At 61.2% G+C, this 11,723-nt stretch carries 15 protein-coding genes and 1 pseudogene; 13 read left to right on the plus strand and 3 right to left on the minus strand.

Going from position 1 to position 11,723, the window contains the following annotated elements; all coding sequences use genetic code 11:
* Positions 1–41 precede the first annotated feature (41 nt).
* Positions 42–1,280, plus strand: coding sequence for an NnrS family protein (locus HUS57_RS16255; protein WP_173934918.1), 1,239 nt, complete (start codon positions 42–44; stop codon positions 1,278–1,280).
* A 52-nt stretch (positions 1,281–1,332) separates the two neighbouring features.
* Here the strand turns inward: HUS57_RS16255 and HUS57_RS16260 are convergent, their stop codons facing one another.
* Positions 1,333–1,551: a hypothetical protein gene (locus tag HUS57_RS16260; protein ID WP_173933809.1), complete on the minus strand. Its 219-nt coding sequence runs from the start codon at positions 1,549–1,551 to the stop codon at positions 1,333–1,335.
* Positions 1,552–1,719: 168 nt separating this feature from the next.
* On the minus strand, positions 1,720–2,169 hold the full coding sequence (locus tag HUS57_RS16265) for a pseudoazurin (protein WP_173934919.1): 450 nt from the start codon (positions 2,167–2,169) through the stop codon (positions 1,720–1,722).
* A 138-nt stretch (positions 2,170–2,307) separates the two neighbouring features.
* Between HUS57_RS16265 and HUS57_RS16270 the strand changes: the two genes are divergently transcribed.
* Positions 2,308–3,009 carry a Crp/Fnr family transcriptional regulator gene (locus HUS57_RS16270; protein WP_173934920.1) on the plus strand — a complete coding sequence of 234 codons (702 nt, stop codon included), beginning with the start codon at positions 2,308–2,310 and terminating at the stop codon, positions 3,007–3,009.
* On the opposite strand, the gene HUS57_RS16275 is transcribed toward HUS57_RS16270, so the two are convergent.
* Positions 3,010–3,330: a DUF1858 domain-containing protein gene (locus HUS57_RS16275; RefSeq protein WP_246727906.1), complete on the minus strand. Its 321-nt coding sequence runs from the start codon at positions 3,328–3,330 to the stop codon at positions 3,010–3,012. It abuts the gene before it with no gap.
* Positions 3,331–3,387: 57 nt separating this feature from the next.
* Here HUS57_RS16275 and HUS57_RS16280 point away from each other — a divergent pair, with 57 nt between their 5' ends.
* The 11 genes and pseudogenes from HUS57_RS16280 to ccoS form a co-directional block, all read left to right on the plus strand.
* A complete protein-coding gene (locus HUS57_RS16280) occupies positions 3,388–3,843 on the plus strand; it encodes a group III truncated hemoglobin (RefSeq protein WP_173934922.1) in 456 nt (151 codons plus the stop codon).
* Positions 3,830–4,303, plus strand: coding sequence for a hypothetical protein (locus HUS57_RS16285; RefSeq protein ID WP_246727907.1), 474 nt, complete (start codon positions 3,830–3,832; stop codon positions 4,301–4,303). The genes HUS57_RS16280 and HUS57_RS16285 overlap by 14 nt, the downstream gene beginning before the upstream one ends.
* A 10-nt stretch (positions 4,304–4,313) precedes the next feature.
* On the plus strand, positions 4,314–4,745 hold the full coding sequence (locus tag HUS57_RS16290) for an Rrf2 family transcriptional regulator (RefSeq protein WP_246727908.1): 432 nt from the start codon (positions 4,314–4,316) through the stop codon (positions 4,743–4,745).
* Positions 4,742–6,391 carry a cytochrome-c oxidase, cbb3-type subunit I gene (ccoN, locus tag HUS57_RS16295; protein ID WP_246727909.1) on the plus strand — a complete coding sequence of 550 codons (1,650 nt, stop codon included), beginning with the start codon at positions 4,742–4,744 and terminating at the stop codon, positions 6,389–6,391. Before HUS57_RS16290 ends, ccoN begins: the two co-directional genes overlap by 4 nt.
* A 3-nt stretch (positions 6,392–6,394) precedes the next feature.
* Positions 6,395–7,147 (plus strand): cytochrome-c oxidase, cbb3-type subunit II, encoded by a 753-nt coding sequence (gene ccoO / locus HUS57_RS16300; RefSeq protein WP_173934924.1) that lies wholly within the window; start codon positions 6,395–6,397, stop codon positions 7,145–7,147.
* Positions 7,147–7,317, plus strand: a complete 171-nt coding sequence (locus HUS57_RS16305) for a cbb3-type cytochrome c oxidase subunit 3 (RefSeq protein WP_173935241.1) — start codon at positions 7,147–7,149, stop codon at positions 7,315–7,317. Before ccoO ends, HUS57_RS16305 begins: the two co-directional genes overlap by 1 nt.
* Entirely contained in the window at positions 7,308–8,210 is a 903-nt protein-coding gene (gene ccoP / locus HUS57_RS16310) for a cytochrome-c oxidase, cbb3-type subunit III (protein WP_173934925.1), read from the plus strand. Before HUS57_RS16305 ends, ccoP begins: the two co-directional genes overlap by 10 nt.
* Positions 8,200–8,397, plus strand: a complete 198-nt coding sequence (locus tag HUS57_RS16315; RefSeq protein WP_173934926.1) for a hypothetical protein — start codon at positions 8,200–8,202, stop codon at positions 8,395–8,397. The genes ccoP and HUS57_RS16315 overlap by 11 nt, the downstream gene beginning before the upstream one ends.
* Before the next feature lie 18 nt (positions 8,398–8,415).
* Entirely contained in the window at positions 8,416–9,207 is a 792-nt protein-coding gene (locus HUS57_RS16320; RefSeq protein WP_173934927.1) for a DUF2189 domain-containing protein, read from the plus strand.
* Between the two features lie 40 nt (positions 9,208–9,247).
* On the plus strand, positions 9,248–11,467 hold the full coding sequence (locus HUS57_RS16325) for a heavy metal translocating P-type ATPase (protein WP_246727910.1): 2,220 nt from the start codon (positions 9,248–9,250) through the stop codon (positions 11,465–11,467).
* Positions 11,464–11,610 (plus strand): annotated as a pseudogene (gene ccoS, locus HUS57_RS16330) (cbb3-type cytochrome oxidase assembly protein CcoS); the annotation flags it as partial. The gene HUS57_RS16325 and the pseudogene ccoS, both read left to right, overlap by 4 nt.
* Positions 11,611–11,723: the final 113 nt, after the last annotated feature.

Here is an 11,723-nt window from a genome sequence, read left to right on the forward strand (position 1 = left end):
GCCCGCCCTTGCCGGCGGGCCTCAAGCTTTTGGAGATATCCATGGACCCTGTCGTCTCGCCCGAAGATCGTTCGGTTCCCAGGCGCCGGATTCGGGAGGGTGATCATTCCCGTGACGGCCGCGGCCGCATTCGCAACGGGCTGCCCGTTCTGCATTACGGCTTCCGCCCGTTTTTCCTGCTCGCCGGTCTTCATGCCGGCACCATGATCGGTCTGTGGCTGTGGCTGTACTTGACTGGTGCGGCGCTGCCCGGTCCGTTCTCACCGCTTGCCTGGCATGTGCATGAGATGCTCTTCGGCTATCTCGCAGCGACGATTGCGGGGTTTATCCTCACCGCCGTGCCGAACTGGACTGGGCGCCTGCCACTCAGCGGCCTGCCGCTTGCGAGCCTCGTCCTTTTATGGCTTGCCGGCCGAGCCGCAACGAGCCTCGTTCCGAGCCCGCTTCTAGCTGCAATCATCGATCTGGCCTTTCCTGTCGTGCTGGCTGCCGCGATCTGGCAGGAGATCGTTGCTGGACGAAACTGGCGCAACGCGCCGGTCGCGGTGATGCTTACCCTGTTCGGGGTCGCAAACGGCCTGCATCATGCAGAGGCCGCAGGGCTGGTGCCGGATGGATGGGCGACGCGTCTGGCGCTTGCTGTCTCGGCAATGCTGATTGCGCTCATCGGCGGACGCATCGTGCCAAGCTTCACGCGAAACTGGATGGTCAAGCGCCGCGAGACGGCTCTTCCGGCCTCATTCGGGCTCCTCGACAAAGCGGCGCTCGTGGCAAGTGCGCTCGCCCTCACCGCCTGGCTCTTCGCCCCCGCTCAGCTTCTGACCGGCGGCGGTCTCATTGTCGCTGGAACGCTCCTGTTCCTGCGGCTGATCCGGTGGCGTGGCTGGCGAACCCGCAGGGAAGCGATCCTCTTCGTTCTCCACGTCGGATATGCGTGGCTGGCCATCTCCCTGATCATGTTGGGCGTGAGCATCTTCTTGCCCGAAGCCGTGCCTCCAAGCGCCGCAATACACGCACTGACCGCCGGCGCGATTGCAACGATGACTCTGGCCGTCATGACCCGCGCAAGCCTCGGCCATACGGGCCGCACAATCCAGGCCGATGGCTGGATCGTGTCCATCTATCTGCTGGTCAATTTTGGTGCGGCACTGCGTGTTCTTGCACCATTCAGTGCGGAGGACTACGTCATGCTGCTCGCCGCCGGGGGCGTGTTATGGAGTGGCGCGTTTGTGCTGTTTGTGCTGCGCTTCTGGCGCGTCTTGACAGGTCCGCGCGTTTGAAAGGCTTATGCGCCACTGGACGGAAAATGCAGTGGCGCCTCGTTATCGAGGTTTATTCCCCAAGGTGCCGGCGCGCGGCGGCCAACCAGTCTTCCATTAGCCGCCTGTCCTCCTTTGAGAAGGATGCCCGGCGGGCAAGGTCGGCAAAACTGTCATCCGGGTGGGTACGATTGTAGTGCTTTTCTGCCCACTCCCGCAGGGCATCGTCACGGACGGCCCTTTCTCCAGGGCGCTCCTCGATCTGCCCGCCAGCGTAGGTTTCCAGAAACATGCCTGCCTCCGACAAACGTTAGCGCGCCGTACGTCTTTCCGGACGCACAGGGGCGCGCCATCTCATTCAATCTACGCATCGTGCTATCCGGAAATCGATTCAGATTTTCGGGGCCGATGCTGTCGAGCGGCCAGAGATCAGCCGCCCTGTTGCTCGCGTCCGATATATCTAGTTGGCCGCGACGGCGTGCCCAATGAGCTCTTCAAAAACGCCCTTCGCCTTGCCAGGATGTTTTACGGCTTGCGCCGCAGCGGCATTGACGGGCGCGCCAACGCTGATGACCGCTACCATACCCATTCCGTAATGTGGCGCACATTTGATGCCGTAAACGCCTTCCATCTCAACGGTATAGGCAATCTCCTCGTTGATCTTGCCCTTGAATGCTTCCGCACCGTCGGGAAGCATGCCCTTGATCGTTTCGGCATTGTGGCCCTTGTCGGCGGCGATGAAGCGGATCGTGTCGCCCGGCTGAGCTGCGATGAAGGCCGGCTCGAACACCATCATCCCCTTCTCGCCCTTGTTGAGCATCCGAATCTCGTGATCGGCTGCCTGTGCGGCACCGGCGGTCCCGGCCGCCATTAGGGCGGCGATGGCCATTCTTGCAAAGATCAGTTTCATTCATCCAGTCCTTTTCTGCGTGCGGCGTCGAATGCCGCTGCAGATGAACTAGAATCAAAAGGACCTGCGCTCTTTGCGCCAACTCAAACAACAGATAGAACGTTTCAGATCGTGCCGACAGGAAGACAGGAGCATAGCGTGCCTGAACTTGATGGTTCCTTGATTGCTGGTCTGCCCCTCTTTTCCGGCATGAGCAAAAAGGAACTCGATTTCCTACTCTGCCGTGCCCGCTCTGCGCGCTATCCGAAAGATCTGGCGATATTCGAACAGGACGGCAATGCTGATGCTTTCTTTCTCCTGCTGGACGGCCATATCCGGGTCGTCCGCCTCAACGAGGATGGGGAGCAGGTGATTGCGCGTTATATCAACCCGGGGGAGTTGTTCGGCATTGCGGTTGCGATGGGACGTGCCACCTATCCGGCAAGCGCAATCGCCGCTGTGGACTGTGTCGCACTTGCCTGGCCCAACGAAGCATGGCCCGATCTGACAGCCCGCGTTCCACAATTTGCCTCCGGCGCCTATCGGACTATCGGCGAAAGGCTGCAGGAGACGCAGGACCAGGTCATGCAAATGTCCACCGAACAGGTGGAACAGCGCGTTGCACACACGCTGTTGCGGCTCGTCCAGCAATCAGGGCGCAAGACGGCGGAAGGCATCGAGATCGACTTTCCGATTACGCGCCAGGACATCGCCGAGATGACCGGTACCACGCTTCACACGGTCAGCCGACTTCTCAGCGCATGGGAGGATATGGGGTTGGTGCGTGGGGGACGGCAAAGGGTGATCGTGACCGATGCGCACAATCTGATGCTGATAGCGGAGCACCGTCGCAAACGATAATTACGGATCTCCCGATACCTTCTCGACGAGGTCCCGCAACACCTCTTCTTCGCATATTTCGTGGGCCTGACAGGCTTCGCGCAAGGTGTGAAACCTTCCGATCGGGCAGCCGACGCACAGCATACCGTGGCCGATCACGACAGGGATCGTGGACGGCCATCGGCGCATGATTGCGTCGATCGTCATGTCCGGTTCCAGCTTGGCATGCATCGTCTTTATCTCCGGCGGCAATGACAAACTGTCGCACCCTCCCGGGGAACTTTCCTTGCTGCTGCGCAAACAGGTCGCACCTTTTCGTACCAGGTGCGACATCTCTTCCATTGCCGCTTCAAAACGGCAAATCTAAAGTGGCATATAGTTTACCACTTTGGGATCGCTATGAGCAATTTCCGCATCGAAGCGGCGCGGCCAAAGCCTGAGAAGCCTCTTGCCGATAAGAACGTCGACCGGGCTTTCATCGGGGGAATCGTGCGTGATTTCTATGGCCGTGTGCGAAAAGACGAGCGGCTTGGCCCGATCTTCGCCCGTCACATTGCCGGGGACTGGGAGCCGCATCTGGAAAAGATGACCGACTTTTGGTGTTCAGTGATTCTGAAGACCGGAGAATATCGGGGACGCCCCGTACCGGCGCATATGAAACTCAAGGAGGTGCGGGAAGAGGATTTTGCCATCTGGCTCGGCCTTTTCCGTCAGACGGTGGAAGAGCGCTGTTCGCCGGAGACAGCTGCGGTCTTTGTCGAGCGCTCCGAGCGCATTGCAAAGAGCTTGCAGCTGGCGATGTTTTTCACGCTCGGCACGGCGGCAAAGGAGAATCCCGATCATGGTCGGAAATAAGCGTTTCCTTTATACCGCGACCGCTTTCGTTGCCATTTTCTGGCTCGGCATGCTTGTCGGCGTTTCCTTCCTCGCCACGCCGGTGAAGTTTCAGGCGCCGTCCCTCGACCTGCCCGTGGCGCTTGATGTCGGCCGCGTCACCTTTGCACTTTTCTCGCACATCGAATGGATTCCGGCGGTGCTTCTGCTCGCGCTCGTCGTGCCGCTGCGTCTGGACACCTGGATTGTCGCGGCGGCGGCGGCCGCTTCCGTATTGCTTGCAGCCGAGTTTTTCTGGCTGCTGCCGGTGCTCGATGTGCGTGTGGCGGCGATCATCGCCGGTGAGGCGGTGCAGCCCAGCCCGCATCATTTCCTCTACGCCCTGGCCGAAGTGGCGAAGGCCGTGCTCCTCCTGGTTATAGGGTTTGCCTGCCTTCTGCGGCTGGCAAGCTCCTCCGCCCCTGCGGCAGCAGCGGAGTAGGCCGGTGCGGATGACGCTCCACACCGATTATGCGATGCGCATGCTGATCATGCTCGGCGCACATAACCGTGAGCCGGTGACGGTGCAGCAGGTGGCCGATACCTATGGGCTCTCGCGCAATCACCTTCTGAAGGTGGCTCGCAAGCTGCGACAGATGGGAATTATTGACACGACACGCGGTCGCGCCGGCGGCATTCAACTCGCCAAAGAGCCCGCCGACATCAATATCGGTACGATCGTGCGCGCGACGGAAGATGACCTGGCGCTCGTGGAATGCATGAAGACGGGCGGCAGGTGCCTGCTTTCTCCATCGTGCCGTCTCAAGGGCATCGTGCGGGAGGCGCTGGACGCCTATCTTGCTGTTTTCGATAAGTATTCGCTGGCAGACCTGATCCAGAACAAGGACATGCTCGGCCTGCTGCTTCATAAGGAAGGGGTATGAGATTGATCGCGGGGTTGACCACTACAGAACGGCAGACAGGCCTTTTGCTTGCCGGCATCGTCACCTTGATGGGCGCGGCACTCGGCATCGCCGGTCGCAACGACCTGTTGGGCTATCACGGATTGCTCATCGTCGTTTTCGGCGCGGTCGTCATGATCGCGCTGCTGCGCAATCTGGATGCACCCGAGCCAGAGGAAAGCCGGCTCTCCGAATATTATGACGATCCAATCCGCTTTGGCATCGTGCTGACAATGGTCTGGGCCGTCTTCGCCATGTTCATCGGTGTGTGGGTGTCGGCGCTCCTGGCTAGGCCTGAACTAACCTTCGATGCGGGCTGGGCAAGTTTCGGCCGTTTACGTCCTGTCCACACCACCGGCGTCATTTTCGGCTTCGGCGGCAATGCCTTGATTGCCACATCGCTGCATGTCGTCCAGCGCACCTCGCGCGCGCGCCTTCCCGATCAGGTGAGCCCCTGGTTCGTCCTGCTCGGTTACAATCTCTTCTGCCTGTTGGCCGTCACCGGCTACTTCCTCGGCATCACCCAGTCGAAGGAATATGCCGAGCCGGAATGGTATGCCGATATCTGGCTGGTCATCATCTGGGTCACTTATTTCGTGCTCTATATCCGAACGCTGGCGCGCCGGAAGGAGCCGCACATTTACGTAGCAAACTGGTATTTTATGGCATTTATCCTCGTAGTGGCGGTGCTGCACATCATCAATAATCTTGCAGTGCCGGTCTCCCTCGGCAGCGCCAAGGCCTATTCCGCTTTCTCGGGCGTGCAGGATGCGATGACGCAATGGTGGTACGGCCACAATGCTGTCGCCTTCTTTCTCACGGCCGGATTCCTCGGCATGATGTACTACTATCTGCCAAAGCGGGCAGAACGGCCCATCTATTCCTACCGGCTGTCGATCATCAGCTTCTGGGGCATTACTTTCCTGTATCTCTGGGCGGGCTCGCACCATCTTCACTACACCGCCCTGCCTCACTGGGTGCAGACACTGGGCATGACCTTCTCCATCGTGCTGCTGGTGCCCTCCTGGGCGTCGGCCGGCAATGCGTTGCTGACCCTCAATGGCGCCTGGCACAAGGTGCGTGACGACGCGACGCTCCGCTTCATGATGGTGGCGGCCGTCTTCTATGGCCTGACGACGTTCGAAGGTTCCTTCCTGGCGATCCGCGCCGTCAACTCCCTGTCCCATTATACGGACTGGACCGTCGGTCACGTCCATGCCGGCGCGCTTGGCTGGGTGGCGATGATCACCTTCGGCGCGCTCTACACGCTGACCCCTTCCATGTGGAAGCGCGAGCGCATGTACTCCAACACGCTGGTGGAGGTGCATTTCTGGTGCGCAGTGATCGGGACGTTCATTTACGTCTTCGCCATGTGGAACTCCGGCATCATCCAGGGACTGATGTGGCGCACCTATAATGACAGCGGCACGTTGACCTACTCCTTCATCGAGTCGCTCGTCGCGATGCACCCCTACTACATTGCGCGTACCGTCGGCGGCCTCTTCTTCCTCACTGGCGCAGTGGTCGGCACCTACAACATCTTGATGACGATCCGGCATGAGCCGCAGCCCTTGCGCGAGCGCGCGGAAACGCTCGGCGCAGACCAGCCGCTCGTGCCGGGGGAGTAAAAAATGCCCGAATTTCACAGGAAACTTGAACGCACCGCCATCGGGTTCGCACTGGCCATCATCGTCGTATCGAGCATCGGCGGCCTGGTCGAGATCGCACCCCTTTTCACCATCGACGAGACCGTCGAGAAGGTGGAGGACATGCGGGTATACACCCCGCTAGAGCTGGCCGGCCGCAACATATACATGCGTGAGGGGTGCTACGCCTGCCATAGCCAGATGATCCGTACCCTCCGCGACGAGGTTGAGCGTTACGGACCGTACTCGCTGGCGGTGGAGTCGCAATACGACCACCCGATGCTATGGGGCTCGAAACGCACTGGGCCCGACCTTGCGCGCGTGGGCGGCAAATATTCGGACGAATGGCACGCCGCTCACCTTGTCGACCCGCGCGCCGTCGTGCCCGAATCCAAGATGCCGGCCTATGCATGGCTTCAGCGCAATACGCTGCGGATAGACGATCTGCCGGGGCATCTGAAGGCGCTGCGGCGCGTCGGCGTCCCGTACACGGACGAGATGGTGGCGAACGCCGCGCGCGACGCCTTCGCCCAGGCCTTTCCGGACAGCCCGCTGACCGAAGGCGTCGTCGAGCGCTACGGCGAGGATACGAATATCCGTGCCTTTGACGGCGAGCCAGGCCGGCTTACCGAGATGGATGCGCTGATCGCCTATCTGCAGATTCTCGGCAAGCTGACCGATGCTCCCCATAAGCAGGGCAGCGGGGAACAGGTTGTCCAGGCAGAGGAGACGGAATGATGGAAATCAGCCACGAAACCCTCGTCGGAATCGCCAAAAGCTGGGGGCTCTTCTACTTCATCGCAATGTCCATCGGGGTGCTTATCTACACTTTCTGGCCGCGCAACCGTGAGCGTTTCGCCCGTGCCAAGCTGATCGTGCTCGACAAGGAGGACCGGCCATGCAGATAGGGGAACGCGATCCGGTCACCGGCCAATACACGACCGGGCATGACTGGAACGGCATCAAGGAACTGGACAACCGCGTCCCCCGTGTCGTCAAGTTCTTCCTCTACGCTACGATCCTGTGGTCGATCGTCTATTGGATACTGATGCCAGCTTGGCCGTTGGGCGTCAGCTATACAAAGGGCCTGCTGGGCATCGACCAGCGTCAGACGGTGGGGAAAGCCGTCGCCCGCGGCGCGGCCCAGCGGTCGGTCTGGGTAGACCAGATTGCACAACTTGATTTTGAAGCGATCAGGCAGGATCCTGCACTGATGGCGATCGTGCGGGAGACCGGCAGCACGCTGTTCGGCGATAATTGCGCCGTCTGTCATGGCACAGACGCGAGGGGCAACCCGGGTTATCCGAGCCTTGCAAGCAATGCCTGGTTGTGGGGCGGCGATGCGGAAACAATTGCGGAAACGCTGCGCGTCGGAATCAATTCGAGCCACCCGGAAAGCCGCTATGGGCAAATGCCCGCTTTCGGACGTGACGGCATTCTTGACCAGGCTGCCATTTCCTCGATCGTCTCGTTCATCCGCAACAATGCCGAGGGTATCGATGATCTCGGCCCGCTGGACACGAAGGGCGTGGAGGAAGGCCGGGAACTGTTCGTCGAGAATTGCGCCGCCTGCCATGGGGAAAGCGGACGCGGCGATCCGAGCATGGGCGTTCCCGATCTGATGGACGATGTGTGGATCACCGGCAGTAACCGACAGACGCTGTTCCGTACCATATGGCGGGGCCGGCAGGGGCACATGCCCCACTGGGAAGGGCGGCTCAGCGAGATAGACCGCAAGATCTTGACGCTTTACGTCACCAACATCGCCAGCGGGCAGACGGAGGGCGTCGATGAGCGCTAGCGCAGGCCGCCGCCGGACCAGACTGTGGGTCTTCGCAGGAGTTACCGGCGGGCTTCTCCTCTTCTTCGGCGCGAATGCGCATCTTCTTTATGTCGCGCTCGACGCGCAGCCTGAATGCGTCGAACATATCAAGATGCCGAATGAGGGGCAGCCCGCGCAATTCAGGGCGGCAAAGTCCGCGTGCTGAGGGGATCAGAGCAAGACCATGGCGAATGACATTCACGCAAACGATATCGAACCCTTCGTGCCGGCCATCCGCGACCATGGACTGCCGCCTGCTGAAGCTTTCCGCTGGCTTGGAGCAGGGTGGCGGGATTTCTGCACCCGCCCCGGCTTGAGCCTTTTTCACGGGGTGGGTGTGCTTGCCCTTTCAATGCTCACGGTAGCGGTCATGTTCGCGGCAGGCTGGGACCACATCCTGTTTCCCGCCCTGTCGGGCTTTATGATCATCGGGCCGCTTATCGCCCTCGGGACCTATGAAAAAAGCCGCAGGCTGGCGGAAGGCGAGCCCTTGAGCCTTCGCCACGTCATCTTCGTTCCCATTCGCTCCGGGAGCCAGATCTTCTTTGTCGGGCTTATTCTCGCGCTGCTGATGATCTTTTGGATGCGGTCGGCTGTGCTGGTCTATGCTCTCTTCTTCGGCCTGCGGCCGTTTCCTGGCCTTGACCAGATCGTGCCCATGCTCTTCACCGCGCCCATCGGCTGGGCGATGCTTGTTACGGGCACGATCATTGGCGGCATATTTGCGGCATTTTCCTTTTCGATCAGTGTTTTTGCCATCCCCATGCTCATCGACAGGCGCACCGATGCGATGTCGGCCATGGGCGCGAGCATGGCACTGGTCTGGAACAATTTGCCGGTGATGCTGACATGGGGCGGCATTCTGCTCGCGTGGTTCGTATTTGCTGTTGCCACGGGGCTTCTGGGCCTCGTCCTCATTTTCCCGCTATTGGGCCATGCCACATGGCACGCGTATGCGACGGTCGCACGGAGTTGAGATCATGGCGGGCTGTTGCGCCCCCGGCGCGGACATGATCATGAATGAACAGGGTGGTGCCTGGCCGGTCGACGATGAAATACGCGTCGCAAGCCGCGACCTTTCGCCAACCCTAATGCAAACGGATCTGTCGGTGCCCGGCGCGCATTGCGCGGCCTGTATCAAGGCCATCGAGAAAGCGCTCGTGACGCTCCCGGGCGTAGAAGCAGCAAGACTCAACCTCTCGACCCGCCGCGTCTCGGTTCAGTGGCGCAAGGATGGCCCGGTGCCGCCCTTCTTCAAGGCGCTTTCCAAGGCCGGCTACGAGTCGACGCTCTTTTCCGAGGATCCCGAACGGGAGGATCCGGAATTTACACGCCTGATACGCGCGACGGCCGTGGCGGGTTTTGCTTCCATGAACATCATGCTCCTGTCTGTCTCCGTCTGGTCGGGGGCGGACGCCGGAGTTCGCCATGCGTTCCATCTGATCTCGGCACTGCTTGCCGTACCCGCAATCGCCTATTCGGGCCGCGTCTTCTTCGCCTCTGCCTGGTCGGCGTTGAAAGCGCGCAGGACCAATATGGATGTGCCGATTTCCGTCGGGATCCTGCTGACGCTGGGGCTCAGCCTTCATGACACCCTCTTGAACGAACCGCACGCCTATTTCGATGCGGTAACGTCGCTTACCTTCTTCCTGCTCATCGGCCGCACGCTGGACCACATGATGCGCCGCAGGGCCAGGGTAGCCGTGATGGGGCTGGCGCGCATGATGCCGCGCGGAGCGGTGACGGTGGCGGCGGACGGAACCCGCGACTACAAGGATGTGCGCACCATCGAGCCCGGGGAGATGCTGCTCGTCTCGCCGGGAGAACGCATTCCGCTCGATGGCACGGTGGTGGAGGGCAGCGGCGAGATCGATGCCCACGTCGTTACCGGCGAGTCGCAGCCCGTCGAGGCCGAAGCAGGCAGCAAGGTCAGCGCGGGCATGCTGAACCTGACCGGCGCCCTGAAGGTCCAGGTCGAGAAAAGGGCCGACGACTCCTTCCTTTCCGAAATGATTCGGATGATGGAGGCGGCGGAAGCCGGCCGCTCGCGCTACCGCCGCATTGCCGACCGTGCAGCAAGCCTTTACTCGCCCGTCATCCACACCCTGGCGCTTGCCGCCTTTACCGGCTGGATGCTGGCGACGGGAGACTGGCACCGCGCGCTTACAATCGCCGTTTCGGTACTGATCATAACCTGCCCGTGCGCGCTCGGCCTCGCCGTTCCGATGGTCCAGGTGATGGCAGCGCGCCGGCTGTTCGAAGGTGGGATCGCGCTCAAGGATGGAAGCGCGCTGGAACGCCTCGTTCAGGTCGGTGCGGTTGTGTTCGACAAGACCGGAACGCTGACATTGGGGCGTCTGCGCGTCAGCGGCTCGACGGCCGCAGGGGATGATCTTGAAGCTGCTGCTACCCTGGCGTCCCGTTCGCTCCATCCTGCGGCAAGGGCCGTAGCAGCGATCCATCCCGGCGCGGCAGATCATCCGGTTGAAAACTTCGCGGAGCATCCCGGCTTTGGCATCGAGGGGGAAATCGGCGGCGCCCAATATCGGCTCGGGCGCCCGTCATGGGCGCATGACACCGGGGCATCGGAAAGCGCGCAGACCGTCAGCGTGCTTTCCCGCGATGGCGCTCCGGTGGGGACTTTTGCATTTACCGACACATTGCGCGGCGAAGCAAAAAACGCAGTCCGCGCGCTTCAGGAGAACGGCTTGGCGGTTGAGATCATTTCCGGCGACACGGAACAGGCCGTGGCTGCCGTGGCAGAGGAGCTTGGCGTAAAAAACTACCAGGCGGCCATGCTGCCTGCGGACAAGGTCGCGCGGCTTGCCAAACTGCGCAGCGAAGGCACGAAGGTGCTGATGGTGGGAGACGGGCTGAATGACGCACCCGCCTTGGCGGCCGCCGACGTATCCATGGCCCCCGGCAGCGCGGCGGAGGTGGGACGCAACGCCGCTGACCTCGTCTTCTTCAGCGGCACACTCGACTCGGTACCGGCGGCCCTGTCGATCGCCCGGCGCGCGGCAGCGCTTGTGCGCCAGAATCTGGGGCTTGCCGTTATCTACAATATACTGGTGCTGCCGCTGGCACTCGCCGGCTATGTCACGCCCCTCGTCGCTGCCATCGCCATGTCGCTGTCTTCGATCCTTGTCGTGGCCAATGCGCTCAGATTACGAGGTGCGGAAAAATTGGCGATACGCGAGGCCCGTATAGCTAAACCGGCGGAGGCTCCCGCATGAGCTATCTCGTCTGGCTCGTTCCCATCGGACTTGTCATGGGCGCTTCCGCCCTTTTCATCTTCTTGTGGTCGCTGCGCCAGGGGCAGTACGAGGATCTGGACGGAGCGGCAGCGCGCATCCTCGTCGATGAAGACGACAGGCCCATTGTGGACTGCGCGGCAAAGCCCGTTTCTGTCCACCTTCGGGAGTTCGATTCTGCATCCGTGAAATAACGGCCTGAAACAGCACGCCGGATCAAGCACGCGCCGCATCAGCG

This window comes from Chelativorans sp. Marseille-P2723, from assembly GCF_902809845.1.
In the GTDB taxonomy this organism is placed as follows: domain Bacteria; phylum Pseudomonadota; class Alphaproteobacteria; order Rhizobiales; family Rhizobiaceae; genus Chelativorans.

Bases quoted from the DNA above. Each gene is read 5' to 3' on its own strand.
- HUS57_RS16255 (WP_173934918.1), top strand. From the start codon at position 42: ATGGACCCTGTCGTCTCGCCCGAAGATCGTTCGGTTCCCAGGCGCCGG.
- HUS57_RS16260 (WP_173933809.1), bottom strand. From the start codon at position 1,551: ATGTTTCTGGAAACCTACGCTGGCGGGCAGATCGAGGAGCGCCCTGGA.
- HUS57_RS16265 (WP_173934919.1), bottom strand. From the start codon at position 2,169: ATGAAACTGATCTTTGCAAGAATGGCCATCGCCGCCCTAATGGCGGCC.
- HUS57_RS16275 (WP_246727906.1), bottom strand. From the start codon at position 3,330: ATGGAAGAGATGTCGCACCTGGTACGAAAAGGTGCGACCTGTTTGCGC.
- HUS57_RS16280 (WP_173934922.1), top strand. From the start codon at position 3,388: ATGAGCAATTTCCGCATCGAAGCGGCGCGGCCAAAGCCTGAGAAGCCT.
- HUS57_RS16285 (WP_246727907.1), top strand. From the start codon at position 3,830: ATGGTCGGAAATAAGCGTTTCCTTTATACCGCGACCGCTTTCGTTGCC.
- HUS57_RS16290 (WP_246727908.1), top strand. From the start codon at position 4,314: ATGACGCTCCACACCGATTATGCGATGCGCATGCTGATCATGCTCGGC.
- ccoN (WP_246727909.1), top strand. From the start codon at position 4,742: ATGAGATTGATCGCGGGGTTGACCACTACAGAACGGCAGACAGGCCTT.
- ccoO (WP_173934924.1), top strand. From the start codon at position 6,395: ATGCCCGAATTTCACAGGAAACTTGAACGCACCGCCATCGGGTTCGCA.
- HUS57_RS16305 (WP_173935241.1), top strand. From the start codon at position 7,147: ATGGAAATCAGCCACGAAACCCTCGTCGGAATCGCCAAAAGCTGGGGG.
- ccoP (WP_173934925.1), top strand. From the start codon at position 7,308: ATGCAGATAGGGGAACGCGATCCGGTCACCGGCCAATACACGACCGGG.
- HUS57_RS16315 (WP_173934926.1), top strand. From the start codon at position 8,200: ATGAGCGCTAGCGCAGGCCGCCGCCGGACCAGACTGTGGGTCTTCGCA.
- HUS57_RS16320 (WP_173934927.1), top strand. From the start codon at position 8,416: ATGGCGAATGACATTCACGCAAACGATATCGAACCCTTCGTGCCGGCC.
- HUS57_RS16325 (WP_246727910.1), top strand. From the start codon at position 9,248: ATGAATGAACAGGGTGGTGCCTGGCCGGTCGACGATGAAATACGCGTC.